Raw genomic sequence first — 16,711 nt, 5'->3', positions numbered from 1 at the left:
CTTTTTATTAGAAATTGAATCCTAATCCAAATTTAAAGTTTCTACCTCTTGTTGAGAATCCGAAAACTTCTTGATAATCTTCATTCAAAATATTAGATACATTAAACATTAATCTAATATTATTATTTAATTTATGATTAGCTGAAAAATCTAAAAGAGAATATGATTCTAAAACTCTATTAACTCCTGGAAAAGATCTAAAATCTGTATCATCTCTATCACTTACAAATTGGTAGTTTAACCCTAGGTTTGTTGCTTTATAAGTATAGTTTACACCAGCATTAATTTTATGCTTTGGAACTCTAACTGCTAAATCATCATTTTTAGTATAAGCATAATTAGCATTTAATTGTAAATCCTTAGTTACAGAGTAATTTGCAGTAAACTCTAAACCTTTAATAGTAGTATCTCCAAAATTATCCATTTTAAAAGCTGTTGAATTAAATGCTATAATATTTTTCACATCTCTGTTAAAATAAACTGCATTTAATACAAGCGAATTATATTTATATTCTACTCCTCCTTCATAAGTAGTACTTTCTTGAGGCTTCAAATCAATATTTCCCCATGATGCATATAATTCTTGAACTGATGGTGCTAAAAATGCAGTGCTATATGATCCTAAGAACTTAACATATCCATTGTCTTGTTTTATAGTATAAGATGGGTTTGCATTGTATACAAAGTGATTTCCATATTTATTGTGGTTATTTAATCTAACACCAGCGTTTATGTTTAATCCAAAATCAGATACATATACTGCGTTTACATATGGGTCTATTAATCTAGCTATTGGTTTTTCATTATATACCGTTTTAACAATTTCAGTTTTCCCAAAAGGTGTTGCATAAGTTTCAATACTATTATCTTGATAGTTAATACCTCCAACTAAGTATAATTTATCAAATTTATGCTTTACATATGCATCAATGATATAGTTCTCTCCATAGCTTCTACCTGGAGATGATGTTGCCGTTCTATCACTTTTATATTTACTATAAGCAGCGTTTAAATGAATACTTCCATTTTCATATTTATATTCAGGAGCTATACCAACTCTATAACTTACGTCTTCTGAAAAGTTATTTGCATCTGTAAATGCGCCTGCATCATAGTTATTATCAAACTCACTGTAACTACCAAAAGCGTTAATTTTAAATTTGTTATTAAATCTATAACCTAATTTTAAATTAGTTCCAACTCTTTGAAAAGCATCAGGATTAAAGTTTTGGTTTGCATTTTCTGATTTTGCTGCTGAAAATCCATTTGCTTGTAATGATGAAAAACCAACTAAATAATTAAATTTATTAATTTTACCGTTTACATTAGCATTTGTTTGGACAATAGTTCCATTTTCTGATTTCTGTGTATTATTTGTTCCCAAAAGCAAAGCTAAATCTGTATTAACATGACCACTTTTGGCTTCTTTCAATTTAATATTAATTACAGCTGTAGTTGCACCTGTACCATATAATGTACTTGCTGCTCCCTTAATAATTTCTACAGATTCTACTTCGTTTAAGTCTAACAATCTTAAATCGTAACCTCCTGAAACTCCTGCTGGATTTGAAACTTGAATTCCATCAATTAATACTACAACTTCTTTTGTTTTCCCTCCTCTAATAAAGAGTCCTAAATTTTGTCCATTAGAACTTGTATTACCATTAACTTCAATACCTGCTACAGTATTAATTAAATCAACTAAATTTCTCCCTTGATTTTTCTTAATAGTTTCTGCTGTTATCTTATGAACAACTTTCCCCGAATTTTCCTTTTTTAATTTAAACCTTGAATCTGTGATTACCACTTCATCTAAAATTTCTGATTTTTCTTGCTCTTGAGCAAAAGATTTTGTGCTAGCAAAAGATAATGCTACCGCACCAACAATTAGTAATTGTTTTTTCATTGATAATGATTTAATTTTACAATTAATCAGGTTAAATTTTTGTACAAAAAAGTTTTAAGTACGCTAACTTTTATCCCGAAAGTCTTACATATTTTTCTTGGCAGGTCTCCTGGCTTGCGTCTTGTAACTTACCTTCCCGTTAATAAACAGTGGCAAAAAGTTTTAGTTACAAGCTTTATAGCTTACAGTTGCGGGAACAGCTTCAGATTTTAACTGAATTCCCTTTTAATTTTCTCTATTGAAAATAGAGAAAAACCAAAAATCGGGGCAAATTTATAACTTTATTATAAATTATCTCCAATTAAATCATTATATTTTGAGAATTTTCTTTTTAGATTATCGGAAATATTGTAATATTTAGGATGTATCATTGATGCCAAACATTCTATTCCATCTACTAAAGTACCAGCTGATGATTGTGTAAACATAGCAAAGTCTGCTATATAAACTTCTCCATTTTTAACAGCCTTTAAAGTTTTCCATTCTGGTTTTTCTTCTAAAAACGTCATATCTTCTAACGTTCTTTCAATTCCATAACCACACGGAGCTATTACCAATACTTCTGGGTCATATTTTACAATTTTATCCCATGAAATAACAATACTATCTCCAGAAGGATGTGATAATAAATCTATTCCTCCTGCATAACCTATTTGATGAGGAATCCAATGTCCACAATTAAATAATGGATCTATCCATTCGAGCAACATTACACTTTTAGATTGAATTCTGTTAGCTCTTTGAACATCTACAATATTATAAATTCGCTCTCTTAGTTTATTTACATAATTAACTCCGACTTCTTCTTTATTCATAGCTCTAGCTATAGTAAGCGCATTATCAAATACATCTTCTAAAGAATTTGGTGTTATAGAAATTAACTCTGGAGTCTTTTTTAATTTATATGCTGATTTTGCTACCGATTCGGTATCTATTTGACAAACATCACATACATCTTGCGTAAAAATAATATCTGGTGCTATACTCTCTAAAACTGGTTCATCTACATAATATAAAGTACCTCCTTCGGCTTTAGTCTTTGAAAAAATAGCAGTAATTTCTTTACTTGTTAATGTTTTACCTTCTAATTTGTACCTCACAGCAACCTTCTTTTCTTGTAAAGCAATTGCTGGACACTCAAATGTAATGCCCTCTAAATAATCGTGTAACCCCATATCATAAATCATTTGAGTTACAGCTGGCATAAAAGAAGATACTTTCATAGATATTCAAATTTGGTTCGCAAAAATACACAGTTATCATTTATAATTTTCTTTTTCTAAAAAATCTTTCCAATATTTGCTTACAATTTATTTCTTCAACATGATTTATTACATAACAGGAGGCGAACGCTCAGGGAAAAGTAGTTATGCTCAACAATTAGCTGAATCATTATCAAATACTCCATATTATTTGGCTACTTCTAGAATTTGGGATGATGATTTTAAAAAACGAGTAGACAGGCATGTTTCAGATAGAGATGAACGTTGGACTACTATTGAAGAAGAAAAACTAATCAGTACAAAAATTACTAAAGAAATGACTGTAGTTATTGATTGTGTTACTTTATGGCTTACCAACTTTTTTGTAGATACTAAATATGATATTGAACAAGCATTAAAATTAGCTAAGGAGGAAATTGATGCTTTGGCAGAAATAGATGCAAAAATTATTATTATTTCTAATGAAATTGGTATGGGATTACATGCTAATTCTGAATCTGGAAGAAAATTTACAGAACTACAAGGTTGGGTAAATCAATATATAGCAAAAAAAGCAGATAAAGCCACATTCATGGTATCTGGTTTGCCTTTAACTTTAAAATAACTACCAATGTATACTACTAACATAACTCCTTTATCAGAAAATATTAAAGGACAATTACAAGAAAAAATTGATTTTAAAACAAAACCTATAGGCTCTTTAGGGGTATTAGAAAATATTGCCTTACAAATAGGATTAATTCAAAATACTGTTTCTCCTACCCTATCAAAGCCTTCAATAGTTGTTTTTGCTGGTGATCATGGTATTGTAAATTCTAGTTCAGTTACTCCATATCCGCAAGAAGTTACGCAACAAATGGTACATAACTTTTTAAACAATGGAGCTGCTATTAATACTTTTTGTAACCAAAACAACATAGAGCTAAAAATAGTAGATGCAGGTGTAAATGCTAATTTTGAGACTTCTCCTAATCTAATAGATGCTAAAATTTCAAAAGGAACTAAAGACTATAGTGTAGAAAAAGCAATGAGTACTGAAGAATGCTTATTAGCATTAGAAAAAGGAAAACAAATTATTCAAGAAATATTTAAGAACGGTACCAATGTTATTGGCTTTGGTGAAATGGGAATAGGTAATACTTCAGCTGCTTCTCTTTTAATGAGTTATTTCACTACTATTCCAATTGAAAAGTGTGTTGGTAAAGGAACAGGTTTAAATGATGAAGGTGTAATTAAAAAGGCAGAAATTCTTCGTAAAGTATTTAATTTACATATCAATCAAATACAATCTCCAATTGACGCCTTATCTTCTTTTGGTGGTTTTGAAATTGTAATGATGTGTGGTGCTATTTTAGAAGCTGCATCTTTAAAAATGACCATTCTAATTGATGGTTTTATTGTTACTTCAGCATTACTAGCAGCAAAAGCTATCGATAAAAACGTATTAGATTATTGTATATTTTGCCATACGTCAGGTGAACAAGGACATGAAAAAATGCTCGATTTTTTAAATGTAAAACCTTTACTAAATATTGGATTACGTTTAGGTGAAGGAACAGGTGCTGCAATTGCTTTTCCTATTGTTAAATCTGCTATTAGTTTTTTAAATGAGATGGCCACTTTTAAGAGTGCTAATGTTTCAGAAGCTTAAATTTATTATGAAAAAACAAGTTCACTATTTTTTAACTGCTGTGTTATTTTTCACGAGAATTCCTTGTCCTAAATGGGTTGATCACTCGCCAGAAATTTTAAATAAAAGTAGTCGATATTTTTCTTTAGTAGGGACACTTATTGGAGCTATTTCTGCAGCTATATATTATGGCGCTTCTCATATTTTCAATCCAGCTATTTCTATTATACTTAGCATTGTTGCTTCAATCTGGGCCACAGGAGCTTTTCATGAAGATGGTTTTGCTGATGTTTGTGATGGTTTTGGTGGAGGCTGGACTAAAGAAAAAATTCTAACAATAATGAAAGATTCTAGGTTAGGTACTTTTGGAGTTGTTGGTTTGGTCTCTATACTTTCATTAAAAACAGTAAGTTTATATGAACTTAGCATAAGCTCAAAAAATATTCCTTTAATTATAATTGCTGGACATACTATCAGTAGATTTATAGCTACAGTGTTATTATATACTCATGAATATGTTAGAGATATTGATAGTTCTAAAGTAAAACCTACAACTCAGAAAATGAGTACTAAATCAATTATCATTTCTGGTTTTTTTGGTCTTTTACCGCTTTTATTTTTTGAAAACTTTAAAATCTTTGGTGTACTAATTCCATTAATAATCATTTATTTATACATGGGGCATTTTTTTAAAAAATGGATTGGTGGTCAAACAGGAGATTGTGCAGGTGCTTTACAGCAAGTTTCAGAAGTAGTTTTTTATTTATCATTATTAGTCATATGGAAATTATTTTAATTCGTCATACAACGCCAGATATAGAAAAAGGAGTTTGTTATGGACAAGCAGATATTCCTGTAGCTAAGACATTTGGTAAAGAAATTCAACCTATTCTAAAAGAAATTAATTCAAATGACTCTGATACACTCTTTTTTTCCAGTCCACTGAAACGTTGTAAGCTATTAGCTAAAGAATTAAGTAATACAATTAACTTTGACGATCGTTTAAAAGAACTTGATTTTGGTGATTGGGAATTAAAAAAATGGAACGATATTAACAAAGAAGAGCTTGATATTTGGATGAATGATTTTGTTAACATTCCTGCTACAAATGGAGAATCATATCTTGATTTACATACAAGAACAGTTAATTTTTTAAATGAAATATTATTACTAAATAAAGAACGAATTGTTATTGTAACACATGCTGGTGTTATAAGAAGTTTATCGGCTTATATAAATAAAACTCCTTTAGATAAATCTTTCGATTTAAAATTAAATTACGGTCACATTATAAAATTCACATTATAATTAAAATGAAATATAATACTTTACTTATCGTCATTTCTTTTTTATTTCTTCAATGTAAGAAATCAGAGAATAAAGAAATTTCTAAATCAGAAACAATTATTAGCCCTATCAAATACGCCAAAGGTTTTGATATTATCACACAAGATGGGCAAAAAAAACTAGTATTTAAAAGAGTATTTCAAAACTCAAAAAAGCAATTTGTTTATACTCTTAGTAATAGTACTAATATTTCTAAAAATGAAATAAAAACTCCTATTGAAAGGTTCGTTGTTACAAGTACTACTCATGTACCTATGTTAGAGCTGTTAAGTAGTGAAGAAAAGTTAATAGGCTTTCCTCACACAAAATATATTTCTTCAGAAAAAACTAGAAAGCGAATTGAAGAAGGTAAAATTGTTGAGCTAGGTTCTGAGCAAAATATGAATACTGAAAAGTTAATGGAATTACATCCTGAATTAGTTATTGCTTTCTCATTACATCCTAATAATAAATTATATGAGAATATAAAAAAAACAGGAATACCTGTTATTTTTAATGGAGATTGGCTAGAAGAAACTCCTTTAGGGAGAGCTGAATGGATTAAATTTTTTGGTGCTTTACTTAATAAAGAAAAAGAAGCTGATAGTATCTTTAAAACTATTGAGCAAAATTATTTAGAGGCTAAAGGAATAGCTAAAAACAATAAAGGCAAACAACCTACAGTTTTATCTGGAAGTATGTTTAAAAATGTATGGAATGTTCCTGCAGGAGAAAGTTTTATGGCAACTTATTTAAAAGATGCTAATTTAAATTATTTATGGAAAGGCACTAAAGGTACTGGTAGTTTACAATTGAGTTTTGAAAGTATTTTAGATAAAGGTAAACATGCCGATTACTGGATAGGTTGTGGTTTATTTGAAACCAAAGAACAATTAGTAAGTGCAAATAATCATTATAAAGAATTTGATGCTTTAAATAATGGGAATGTTTATACTATTGGAAGTAAAAGAGGAAAAACTGGTGGTTTTTTATACTTTGAATTGGCTCCTGTTAGACCTGATTTAGTTTTAAAAGATTTTATAAAAATTACCAATCCAAAATTATTACCTGATTATAAACTAACTTTTTTTGATCAATTGAAGTAATTATTTCTCTATTGTTCTAAAGGTTAAATTTATTCTGGGCCTATGTACTTTTTTTGTTGGTGGTAATCTATGTAACCAATGTGTTTGTGTTTCATCTTTCATCACCAGCAAAGAACCATGCTCTAAGACTTTATAAACTGTTTCTTTAGTTTCTTTGTGTTTAAACCCAAACTTACGCTCTGCTCCTAAAGTTAACGATGCTATTGCTCCATTTTTCTTTAAATCTTTTTCTCCATCCGAATGCCAAGCCATTCCTTCAGAACCATCATGATATAAATTCAGTAAGCATGAATTATAGGTTTCTTTAGTTTCTTTTTCAACCAATTCTTTTAACGCTAATAATTCTTCATTGAAAATAAGTGCTGTTTTGGTTCTATTTGAATACGAATATTCAAATGGTTTTTCTGCATACCAAGCTACTTTTCGTTTTGTAGTTATTAATTTTCCGAAAACAATAGCTTCATCATTTTTCCAAGCTATAGAATTTAAAAGAACATCATAATATTTATCAGCCTCTTCCCTACTTAAAACAATACCATGGTAGTTTACTGTTCCGTCTTTAGGAAGTAGATTAATAGGTGAATTGGTAAATTGAGAAAATAAGTCCATAGAGTATAAAAATAAAAAACTCCCGCTTAATGCGAGAGTTTAATAGTATTTAATTCTTATTTTAATGTCTGAACTTATTACGTGTTACAATGGCTTTAAGTCTTTGCTTCAAATCCCTTCCTGTATCATAAACCATTTGTTCATTTGAAGGAAAACGTACTGCTCTAACTTTAATTAATCCTAAAAACGTATCATCTAAAGCTCTTTTGTCTCCATCATAATCTGCATAAACATGTTCAAAAACAAATTCACTTTGAATAGGAAATCTTTCTACTAATTGATTATTTGCATTGTCTATATATTTAACAACACCACTCACTTTACTACTTTTAAACTGAGTAAATTTATATAAGTGACATCTTACTTTTCTATATTTATCTACTTTAATTTTATTTCCTAAACTATCTTTTACAAACGCTCCTTGATCGTTTTTTAAATATTTAAAACCGTCTTTGATTCGTCTTTCTTTAACAATTTCTTTTTCTCTAATTTGTTCAGGAGAAACATCGATATTTCTTAGGTTTAATTCTAAATCAAAGTCATATTTTACTCTTGAGTCTCTTTTTGAATGGTATACTGTCCATAAATCATTTAACCCATAAGTATCAATTGCTAATAAATCATTTTCTAATCTTCTAGGAATAATTTGTCTTGTTTCATTATGTACCGATAAGAAAACAAAATCAGTTCCTTTCGCATGTGCTTCCTCTATTAAATTCCTCGTGTTTTTATAGTTTGGATTGATTTTATCTAAGTATTGAAACTCATCAAAAGCTCTTCTATAATTCATTTTGTTATAACTTCCATTTACTAGCAAATCTTTAGCTTTTTGATATAAAAAGTTTGAATAATTTTCTTTTGAAGTTATAATTTGATCATCATAATTTACAATTCTAAAACTCACATTATTACCTGATATTACATCTTTTAAAGGCAGTAATGGTTTGATTCGCTCTTGTCTATTATTTAATCGCTGATATAAAGTATAAATAGCTTCCAAATTTTCTGGATTATTCTCCTTTTCTAAAAATTCTATTTTAGATACATCTCTATCTACTGCTTTATTAAAAGCATTCTTAAGCATGATAACATAAGGCTGATTCTTTTTCTTATACTTATTTCTTGCTAAGTTTTTTATAGATAATGAAATTGCTTTTTCATAATCACCAGAATTAATTGCTTTTTCTGTAGTTTTTACACTGCTACATGAAAGTATAATTAAGGCTGAAAATAGTAGTAGTAAAGTAGTTTTGTTCATAAAATTTAAGTTTCGATAGGAAAGACAACTATTGTGCCAAAACTAAGGATTCTTTTTTATTTAAATTCTATTTTTTTACTTTTTACTCTAGTAATTTTGCCATAGCAATTCTTACGATTGCAATGTTTTTTTCTTGATTGCTTAACTTTTCTTTCTTTTGCTTTTGAGCTATTTGACGTAGTAAATTTACACCTACTTTATCAAAATTATATTGCTTGTACTGTAATCCTTTTGCTACTATATCGTCTGCTAAATTCTGAATCGCTTCCGTTTTATTGCTTTTTGCTATTTTATCGAATGCTTTCTTGTATAATTTCTGTATTTTTTTATTCTGACTTAAAAACATACCCGACATTACATTACCAGCAATAAATGTTAATTCCTCATCATCATTCTCTTCTAAATAAATTCTAGTTAATGGAGTTGCTATAATTTTCTTTACCTCTATAGGTAATGTTTTAGATTTTTGAATAGCTAAGGCTTTGTCTATATAATACATTCCAACTAACGACTTTCCTAAAACAGAATATGATTTGCTTTTTAAACCTTTTTCAAAAACTGGCTTCAATTCTGGGTCTGTTAACTTCCCTAAGGTTTCAATAGCTGCCGCTTGTACTAATGTTTTCGGGTCATTCATTGCTATTTGCTTAATCTTATCAATAACCCTCTTTTTAGTATATTTATTAATTAAGTTTATATTTTCTAATGCTAAAATTCTTATTTTATAAAAATCATCACTCATAGCATTAGCTATTGCATTAAAAGCTTTTTTATCATCTTGCTTTTTTGCTACTTCTAATAAAGCTTCTCTTTTATGTATATAATTTTCTGCATGTTTTAGTTGATGTATATAATCACTTAAAACTTTATTTTCAATTACATCACATAGTAAAACTCCATCTGCATTTACCTGAATTAAATCTGGGTGCTTTACAAAAGGAAAAGTAAACGATGCATCTTTTCCTTCTACAAATACATTATGACGTGTACGTTTATTTCCTTCAAAAATATCTATTGCAAAAGGAAATTTAAATTCATTTGCTTGATTTTGAATAATATTAACTGTTACTGTTTTTCTTAATTTATTATAATCATATGATATTTCTAACTTTGGATGTCCACTATTAAAATACCATTGGTTAAAAAACCAGTTTAAATCTTTCCCTGTAACTTCTTCAAATGCTAAACGTAATTGATGAGCTTCTGCTGCTCCATACTTATTTGTTGTTAAATATTTATTTAAACCTGCATAAAAAGCTTCGTCTCCTAAGTATTTTCGTAACATATGTAAAATAGCTCCTCCTTTGTTATAACTAACAGCATCAAACATATCTTCTTTGTCATCATAGTTAAAACGTACTAAATGTTTGTCGAAATTCTGACCATTTTTATAAGCTTCTGTATCTTCAAACAAATGTGAATCTGCATCTTCTTTTCCATATTTATACTCTCTCCATAAGTATTCACTGTAGTTAGCAAAACTCTCATTTACTGTTAGGTTACTCCAACTTTCTGCTGTTACCAAATCTCCAAACCAATGATGAAACGCTTCATGTGCTATTGTGTTTTCTTGTACGTTATCGTCAATTAACTGACCTGGTACTTGATAAGCCTTTTCTCCATGAATAACAGCTGTAGTATTCTCCATTGCTCCACTAACATAATCGCGTCCAACTATCTGAGCATACTTATTCCAAGGATATTCTATTCCAGTTATTTTAGAGAAAAAAGCAAGCATTTCTGGTGTATTTCCAAAAATCTCTTTTGCATATGGAGCATATTTTTTTTCTACATAATAATCAACTGGAATATTTTTATAAGTATCTTTTACTATTTCATATTCTCCAATTCCCATAAAAAATAAATATGGTGCGTGTTTTTGAGTAAAGTTCCAATAGTCTGTTCTAGTACCATTAGCATTATTAGTTTGCTTTTCTAATTTTCCATTTGAAAGCGTAACAAACTTATTAGGTACTGTTATATAAATTTCTTGTGATGTTTTTTGATTTGGTGCATCTATTGTTGGAAACCAGCAACTACTCGCCTCAGTTTCTCCTTGTGTCCAAATTTGAGTAGGCTTATTTTTATCTAATCCTGTTGGATTTATGAAATACAATCCTTTTGCAGAAGTTATTGCTGCACTTCCTTTTTGCTTAACTTTTTCCGGACGTGCTGTATACTTTATATAAATTGTAAACTGTTCATCTCTTTTATATGTACGAGGCAAATCAATAATTAGCTCAAAATTATCATAATTATATTCTAGTGGTTTGTTATTCATAGATACCTTATGAATAAGCATTGCTTTCGCATCTAATGTTACTTTTGAAGTTTCATAAAAATGAGGTTTTAAAGTCACCCATTCTTCCCCGTTTAACTCTTTATTTTCAAAATTAAAATCTACTTTTAATTTGGTATGAATCAAGTCATGGACTTTATCTTTTTCTCCTCTGTATATATCACTTGTTTGTGAAAATAGTGTTATAGTAAAAAAGATAATTAATAATGTAAAGGGTTTTTGAAACTTCATAAATTCTTTTCTTTGTTTTTCAAAAATAGGAAAATCTATTGGTAGGCTTGTTAATGAGCCGTTAAAAAGAAAATTATCAAAAATTTTATCATCCTATTTTTAGTTTAATACGAAGACAAATTCTTCAATATTCTTTTATTATCAATATTATACAAGCTTATTTTTTTATCTTGTAGCTCTAATTTTACCCCTTATGAAATCAATCTTAGAAAAAACATTTTTGTTTTTATTTATTTTAACAACCTTATCCTGTAAACAAAACCCATCCGATTCTGATGAACATAAAGCATTTATTGTTGAATATAAAAGAATGCTTAAAATACATGAGGAAATGGAAAAAACACATAATCACATGAGTCATGACCATTCTCATATGATGAATTCTCATAAAGATATAATAAATGATTCGTTGCATTTAGAAAACGAAAAAGCACATGCTAGCATTTTAAAATCTCATGATGTATTAATAAGTAATCATACAAGGTTAATTAATGAGCATAAAGCTCTTGAGGAAAATCACATGACGGGTAAAATTTCTTTGGAACAAATGATGAAGGATCATAAAAAAATCCAAGATGAGCAGAAGAAAATGATTGAAGATCATAAAAAAATAGTAAGAGAGCACAACACTATAAAAAAAGAAGATCATAAAATGATGTCTGAAGAAAAATCAAAGCATAACGATCACGATCATCATTAAAAAAAGCCAATAAAAAAATCGTGTCTAGTAGACACGATTTTTTTTAACTCTAAATGTATTTTTGCCTGATTAAAATAAACTAATCTTCAATTCTTTCTATTCTAGCTCCAATAGATTTTAAACGAGCTTCAATATTTTCGTACCCTCTATCTATTTGCTCAATATTATTAATAATACTAGTTCCTTTTGCTGATAATGCTGCTATTAACAATGAAATACCAGCTCTAATATCAGGTGAAGTCATCTTAGTTGCTTTTAATTGCGATTCGAAGTTATGTCCAATAACAGTAGCTCTATGAGGATCACATAAAATTACTTTAGCTCCCATATCAATTAATTTATCTACAAAAAATAAGCGACTTTCAAACATTTTTTGATGTATCAAAACTGTTCCTTTTGCTTGAGTAGCTACCACTAATACGATACTTAATAAATCTGGAGTAAATCCTGGCCAAGGTGCATCAGAAACTGTTAATACAGATCCATCTATATAGTTTTGAATTTCATAACTCTCTTGCTCTGGGATGAAAATATCGTCACCTCTTTTTTCTAAATTGATTCCTAATTTTCTAAATACACTTGGTATTTGACCCAAATCCTTCCAACTAACATCTTTAATAGTTAATTCAGATCGTGTCATAGCTGCCATACCAACCCAACTCCCTATTTCAATCATATCAGGTAGTACTCTATGCTCACAACCTCCTAAAGACTCTACTCCTTCAATAGTTAATAAGTTAGATCCAACTCCTGAAATTTTCGCTCCCATTGAGTTCAACATTTTTGATAATTGTTGAATATATGGTTCGCAGGCTGCATTATAAATTGTAGTAGTTCCTTTAGCTAATACTGCTGCCATAACAATATTTGCTGTCCCTGTTACAGATGCCTCATCAAGTAACATATCTGTTCCTACTAATCCTGTTTCTGTTTCTACTCCGTAGAAATATTCTTCTTTATTATAACGGAATTTTGCTCCTAAATTTATAAACCCTTCGAAGTGTGTATCTAATCTTCTACGACCAATTTTATCTCCTCCTGGACGTGGAATATATCCTTTTCCAAAACGCGCTAATAATGGTCCAACTATCATAATTGACCCTCTTAACGAACTTCCATCTCTCTTAAATTCAGCTGACTCTAAGTATCCTAAATTAATATCGTCTGCTTGAAAACTGTATGAGTTTGGTCCTAATTTTTCAATTTTAACACCTAACTCTCCTAAGATAAAAATTAACTTATTTACATCAATAATATCAGGAATATTATTAATGATTACTTTTTCTGAAGTTAATAAGACTGCGCATATAATTTGTAATGCTTCATTTTTCGCTCCCTGAGGTGTAATTACTCCGTTTAATTTGTGACCTCCTTCAATTTTAAATGATGCCATTTACTTTTTTCTATATTTATTACTGTAGTTAGATTTTCCTTTTTGATGCCCTTTGTTCTGTCCTTGATTGTTTCTTTTTCTAAGCAAGTTTTTACTCTCTGATAATACTTCTTCCGAATCTCTTAAGTCTATTTTTTTACCAGATAAATCATATAAATGCTTAAAAATAACGGCATCTTCAACCGTGTCTTTGTTCCAGTTTAAATAGCATTTTTTCATATGGTTTGCTATTGTAAACACTAAAGCTTCTCTTTTATCTCCTTCTTCCCATGTTAATGCAATGTCTATCATGGTTTGAATGTTATTTCCATAATAACGATATCTTGAAGCTGATTTTGGATATGCTAATTTTGCTGGCTTTTCTGTTAATTCTTCTTTTGATGGTGTTTCATAAGACGAATCTACATCCAATTTAAAATCGGCAATAATATGAAGCTGATCCCATAATTTGTGTTTAAAATCTGGAACATCACGTAAATGAGGTTGTAAATTCCCCATTACATCTATAATAGCTTTAGCCATTGTGTTTCTTTCTTCTTTTGTTTCTAAAGCTACACAATGATCTACTAATTTCTGTATATGTCTTCCGTATTCGGGAATTATTAAATTATCCCTTTCCGAATTATATTCTAAATCAAACGTCATTTTCTCTTTATTTATATACGCAAAATAGGTAATTATTATGAATTAACTATCCGATTACTTTTAATTTTGCGAATTGTAGTAATAATTTCTTCTTCCCTACTGTACCAAATTTAATTTCTGCTTTTTTATTAGGGCCTTTACCTTCTAAAGCTATTACTTCTCCTGTTCCAAATCGATTGTGCTCTACAAAGTTTCCTACCACTATTTCACCATCAAATAAATTCATTTTTGAATTTACTTCCGAAACCTTTTTCATCTTGCTTTTTGGTGGTACTAAATTAGGCCTTTCCTTTTTCGATAAGAACTCTTTTCGCTTTTTCTGAATTGGTTTTTGAAAACGAATTTTATTTGGTGTATCATCAAATAAACTAGCATCTATAAATCTGTTTGCCGATGGTTCTGGCGCTTTTGGTGCTAAATGCTCTACAAATTTATCATCTATTTCTTCTAAGAAACGACTTGGTTCTCCATCAGTAAGTTTTCCCCAACGATAACGCGTTTGTGCATAAGTTAAATACGCTACTTTTTCCGCTCTTGTCAAGGCTACATAGAATAAACGTCGTTCTTCTTCTAATTCACTTCGTGTATTCATACTCATTGCCGAAGGAAATAAACTTTCTTCTAAACCAACTATGTACACATATGGATATTCAAGTCCTTTTGATAAGTGAATAGTCATTAAAGATACACAAGGTGTATCGTCTTTTTCACTATCAAAATCGGTTGCAAGTGCTACGTCTTCTAAGAATGATGTTAATGATGCATCTTCTCCCGTTTCTATTTTATCGGTTATAAAGTCTTTTACTCCATTCAGTAATTCCTGAACATTTTCTACCTTATTTACTCCTTCTGGGGTACCGTCTTTTTGTAAGTCTTTTACTAACTGCGTTTGTTTTACAACCAAATCTGCAACTTCAAAAGCATTCATCTTTTGAGCTTCAATTTGAAAACGCTGTATCATTCTAACAAAATTCTCAAGTTTGTTTTTTGTTCCTGAATTTATCTTAATATCTACCTTATCTAAATTCAGTAAGATTTCAAAAATTGATTTTTTATAATGATTTGCAGCTATTGCTAATTTATCTACCGTTGTTGCTCCAATTCCACGAGCTGGATAATTGATAATCCTTTTTAAAGCTTCTTCATCATTTGGATTTATTAGCATACGTAAATATGATAACAAATCTTTGATTTCCTTTCTTTGATAAAACGATATTCCTCCGTAGATTTTATATTTTATATCTTTCTTTCGTAATGCATCCTCTATTGCTCTTGATTGTGCATTAGTACGATATAATATAGCAAATGAATCGCTTGTTAGCTGATTATTTATTTGGTTTTCCCATATTGATTGTGCTACAAAACGTCCTTCTTCTCCATCTGAAATTGTTCGCATTATTTTAATGCTTTCTCCTGCATCATTTGCCGTCCAAACTTCCTTATCTAACTTTGTTTTATTCTTGTCTATTACGCTATTTGCAGCTTCTACTATGTTTCCTGTTGATCGGTAATTTTGTTCTAACTTGAACGTTTTAACATCTGGATAGTCTTTCTGGAAATTTAAAATATTATTAATATTTGCCCCACGGAAGCTATAAATACTCTGTGAATCATCCCCTACTACACAAATGTTTTGAAAACGATCTGCTAATGCTCTAACAATTAAATATTGTGAGTGGTTTGTATCTTGGTACTCATCTACCATGATATATCTAAAACGATCTTGATATTTTGCTAAAACTTCTGGGAAACGTGTCAATAATTCATTCGTTCTCAATAATAAATCATCAAAATCCATTGCTCCAGACTTAAAGCATCTATCGACATATGCCTTATAAATATCTCCTACTCTAGGTCTACTAGCCTCTAAATCTGCTTGCTGTAAATCTGAATTATTAAAATATGCTCTTACCGTTATTAAGCTATTTTTAAATGAAGATATTCTACTTAAAATTTGCTTTGGTTTATAACGGTCTTTATCCAATTTCATTTCTCTGATTATTGTTGAAATCAATCGGACTGAATCTTGTGAATCGTATATGGTAAAATTAGATGGATATCCTAAACGGTCTGCTTCTGAACGTAATATTCTTGCAAAAACCGAGTGGAATGTTCCCATCCATAAATTTTTCGCTTCGCTATGTCCTACAACTCCTGCAATACGCTCTTTCATTTCACGTGCTGCCTTATTTGTAAAGGTTAACGATAAAATATTGAAAGAATCTACTCCTTGTTGCATCATATGTGCAATACGGTAGGTTAAAACTCTTGTTTTTCCTGATCCTGCACCTGCAATAATTATCATTGGGCCATCTTTTTGTAAAACGGCTGCTCTTTGTGGTTCGTTAAGTTGTTCTAAATAAGTATTCAATAGAAAAAAGTTGA

14 protein-coding genes and 1 riboswitch are annotated in these 16,711 nt (G+C 29.7%); of the genes, 6 read left to right on the top strand and 8 right to left on the bottom strand.

Going from position 1 to position 16,711, the window contains the following annotated elements:
- Positions 1 to 7: 7 nt before the first annotated feature.
- Together Q0958_RS05780 and Q0958_RS05775 are read right to left on the bottom strand one after the other, a co-directional pair.
- Complete coding sequence (locus Q0958_RS05780; RefSeq protein ID WP_299120872.1) at positions 8 to 1,906, bottom strand: TonB-dependent receptor; 1,899 nt, start codon at positions 1,904 to 1,906, stop codon at positions 8 to 10.
- Between the two features lie 81 nt (positions 1,907 to 1,987).
- A riboswitch (cobalamin riboswitch) is annotated at positions 1,988 to 2,181 on the bottom strand.
- A 9-nt stretch (positions 2,182 to 2,190) separates the two neighbouring features.
- Positions 2,191 to 3,129 (bottom strand): ABC transporter substrate-binding protein, encoded by a 939-nt coding sequence (locus Q0958_RS05775; RefSeq protein ID WP_299120869.1) that lies wholly within the window; start codon positions 3,127 to 3,129, stop codon positions 2,191 to 2,193.
- 100 nt (positions 3,130 to 3,229) lie between these two features.
- On the opposite strand from Q0958_RS05775, the gene Q0958_RS05770 reads away from it, so the two are divergent.
- From Q0958_RS05770 to Q0958_RS05750, 5 genes are read left to right on the top strand one after another with little or no spacing between them, the layout of a single operon-like run.
- On the top strand, positions 3,230 to 3,733 hold the full coding sequence (locus Q0958_RS05770) for a bifunctional adenosylcobinamide kinase/adenosylcobinamide-phosphate guanylyltransferase (RefSeq protein WP_299120867.1): 504 nt from the start codon (positions 3,230 to 3,232) through the stop codon (positions 3,731 to 3,733).
- Positions 3,734 to 3,739: 6 nt separating this feature from the next.
- Positions 3,740 to 4,780, top strand: a complete 1,041-nt coding sequence (gene cobT, locus Q0958_RS05765) for a nicotinate-nucleotide--dimethylbenzimidazole phosphoribosyltransferase (RefSeq protein ID WP_299120865.1) — start codon at positions 3,740 to 3,742, stop codon at positions 4,778 to 4,780.
- Between the two features lie 7 nt (positions 4,781 to 4,787).
- Complete coding sequence (locus Q0958_RS05760; protein ID WP_299120863.1) at positions 4,788 to 5,555, top strand: adenosylcobinamide-GDP ribazoletransferase; 768 nt, start codon at positions 4,788 to 4,790, stop codon at positions 5,553 to 5,555.
- A complete protein-coding gene (gene cobC, locus Q0958_RS05755; RefSeq protein WP_299120861.1) occupies positions 5,540 to 6,067 on the top strand; it encodes an alpha-ribazole phosphatase in 528 nt (175 codons plus the stop codon). Before Q0958_RS05760 ends, cobC begins: the two co-directional genes overlap by 16 nt.
- Positions 6,068 to 6,072: 5 nt before the next feature.
- Positions 6,073 to 7,191, top strand: coding sequence for an ABC transporter substrate-binding protein (locus Q0958_RS05750; RefSeq protein WP_299120859.1), 1,119 nt, complete (start codon positions 6,073 to 6,075; stop codon positions 7,189 to 7,191).
- Here Q0958_RS05750 and Q0958_RS05745 read toward each other — a convergent pair whose 3' ends face one another.
- The 3 genes from Q0958_RS05745 to Q0958_RS05735 all read right to left on the bottom strand — a co-directional run bounded on the left by Q0958_RS05745 (position 7,192) and on the right by Q0958_RS05735 (position 11,588).
- Positions 7,192 to 7,800 carry an alpha-ketoglutarate-dependent dioxygenase AlkB gene (locus Q0958_RS05745; protein ID WP_299120856.1) on the bottom strand — a complete coding sequence of 203 codons (609 nt, stop codon included), beginning with the start codon at positions 7,798 to 7,800 and terminating at the stop codon, positions 7,192 to 7,194.
- 61 nt (positions 7,801 to 7,861) lie between these two features.
- On the bottom strand, positions 7,862 to 9,058 hold the full coding sequence (locus Q0958_RS05740; RefSeq protein WP_299120855.1) for a hypothetical protein: 1,197 nt from the start codon (positions 9,056 to 9,058) through the stop codon (positions 7,862 to 7,864).
- Between the two features lie 82 nt (positions 9,059 to 9,140).
- Positions 9,141 to 11,588: a M1 family metallopeptidase gene (locus Q0958_RS05735; RefSeq protein ID WP_299120853.1), complete on the bottom strand. Its 2,448-nt coding sequence runs from the start codon at positions 11,586 to 11,588 to the stop codon at positions 9,141 to 9,143.
- Positions 11,589 to 11,781: 193 nt separating this feature from the next.
- On the opposite strand from Q0958_RS05735, the gene Q0958_RS05730 reads away from it, so the two are divergent.
- Entirely contained in the window at positions 11,782 to 12,288 is a 507-nt protein-coding gene (locus Q0958_RS05730; RefSeq protein ID WP_299120851.1) for a hypothetical protein, read from the top strand.
- Between the two features lie 79 nt (positions 12,289 to 12,367).
- Here Q0958_RS05730 and murA read toward each other — a convergent pair whose 3' ends face one another.
- From murA to Q0958_RS05715, 3 genes are read right to left on the bottom strand one after another with little or no spacing between them, the layout of a single operon-like run.
- The gene (gene murA / locus Q0958_RS05725; RefSeq protein WP_299120849.1) at positions 12,368 to 13,681 is read right to left on the bottom strand and encodes a UDP-N-acetylglucosamine 1-carboxyvinyltransferase; all 1,314 of its coding nucleotides are present in this window, start codon (positions 13,679 to 13,681) and stop codon (positions 12,368 to 12,370) included.
- A complete protein-coding gene (locus tag Q0958_RS05720) occupies positions 13,682 to 14,326 on the bottom strand; it encodes a DUF4290 domain-containing protein (RefSeq protein ID WP_299120846.1) in 645 nt (214 codons plus the stop codon). It lies immediately after the preceding gene.
- A gap of 46 nt (positions 14,327 to 14,372) precedes the next feature.
- Entirely contained in the window at positions 14,373 to 16,697 is a 2,325-nt protein-coding gene (locus Q0958_RS05715) for a UvrD-helicase domain-containing protein (protein ID WP_299120843.1), read from the bottom strand.
- Positions 16,698 to 16,711: the final 14 nt, after the last annotated feature.

Source organism: uncultured Tenacibaculum sp. (genome assembly GCF_947499065.1).
Taxonomy (GTDB): Bacteria; Bacteroidota; Bacteroidia; order Flavobacteriales; family Flavobacteriaceae; genus Polaribacter.
Note: the sequence above shows the minus strand (reverse complement) of the source record. Positions and strands in the feature narration are given on the sequence as shown.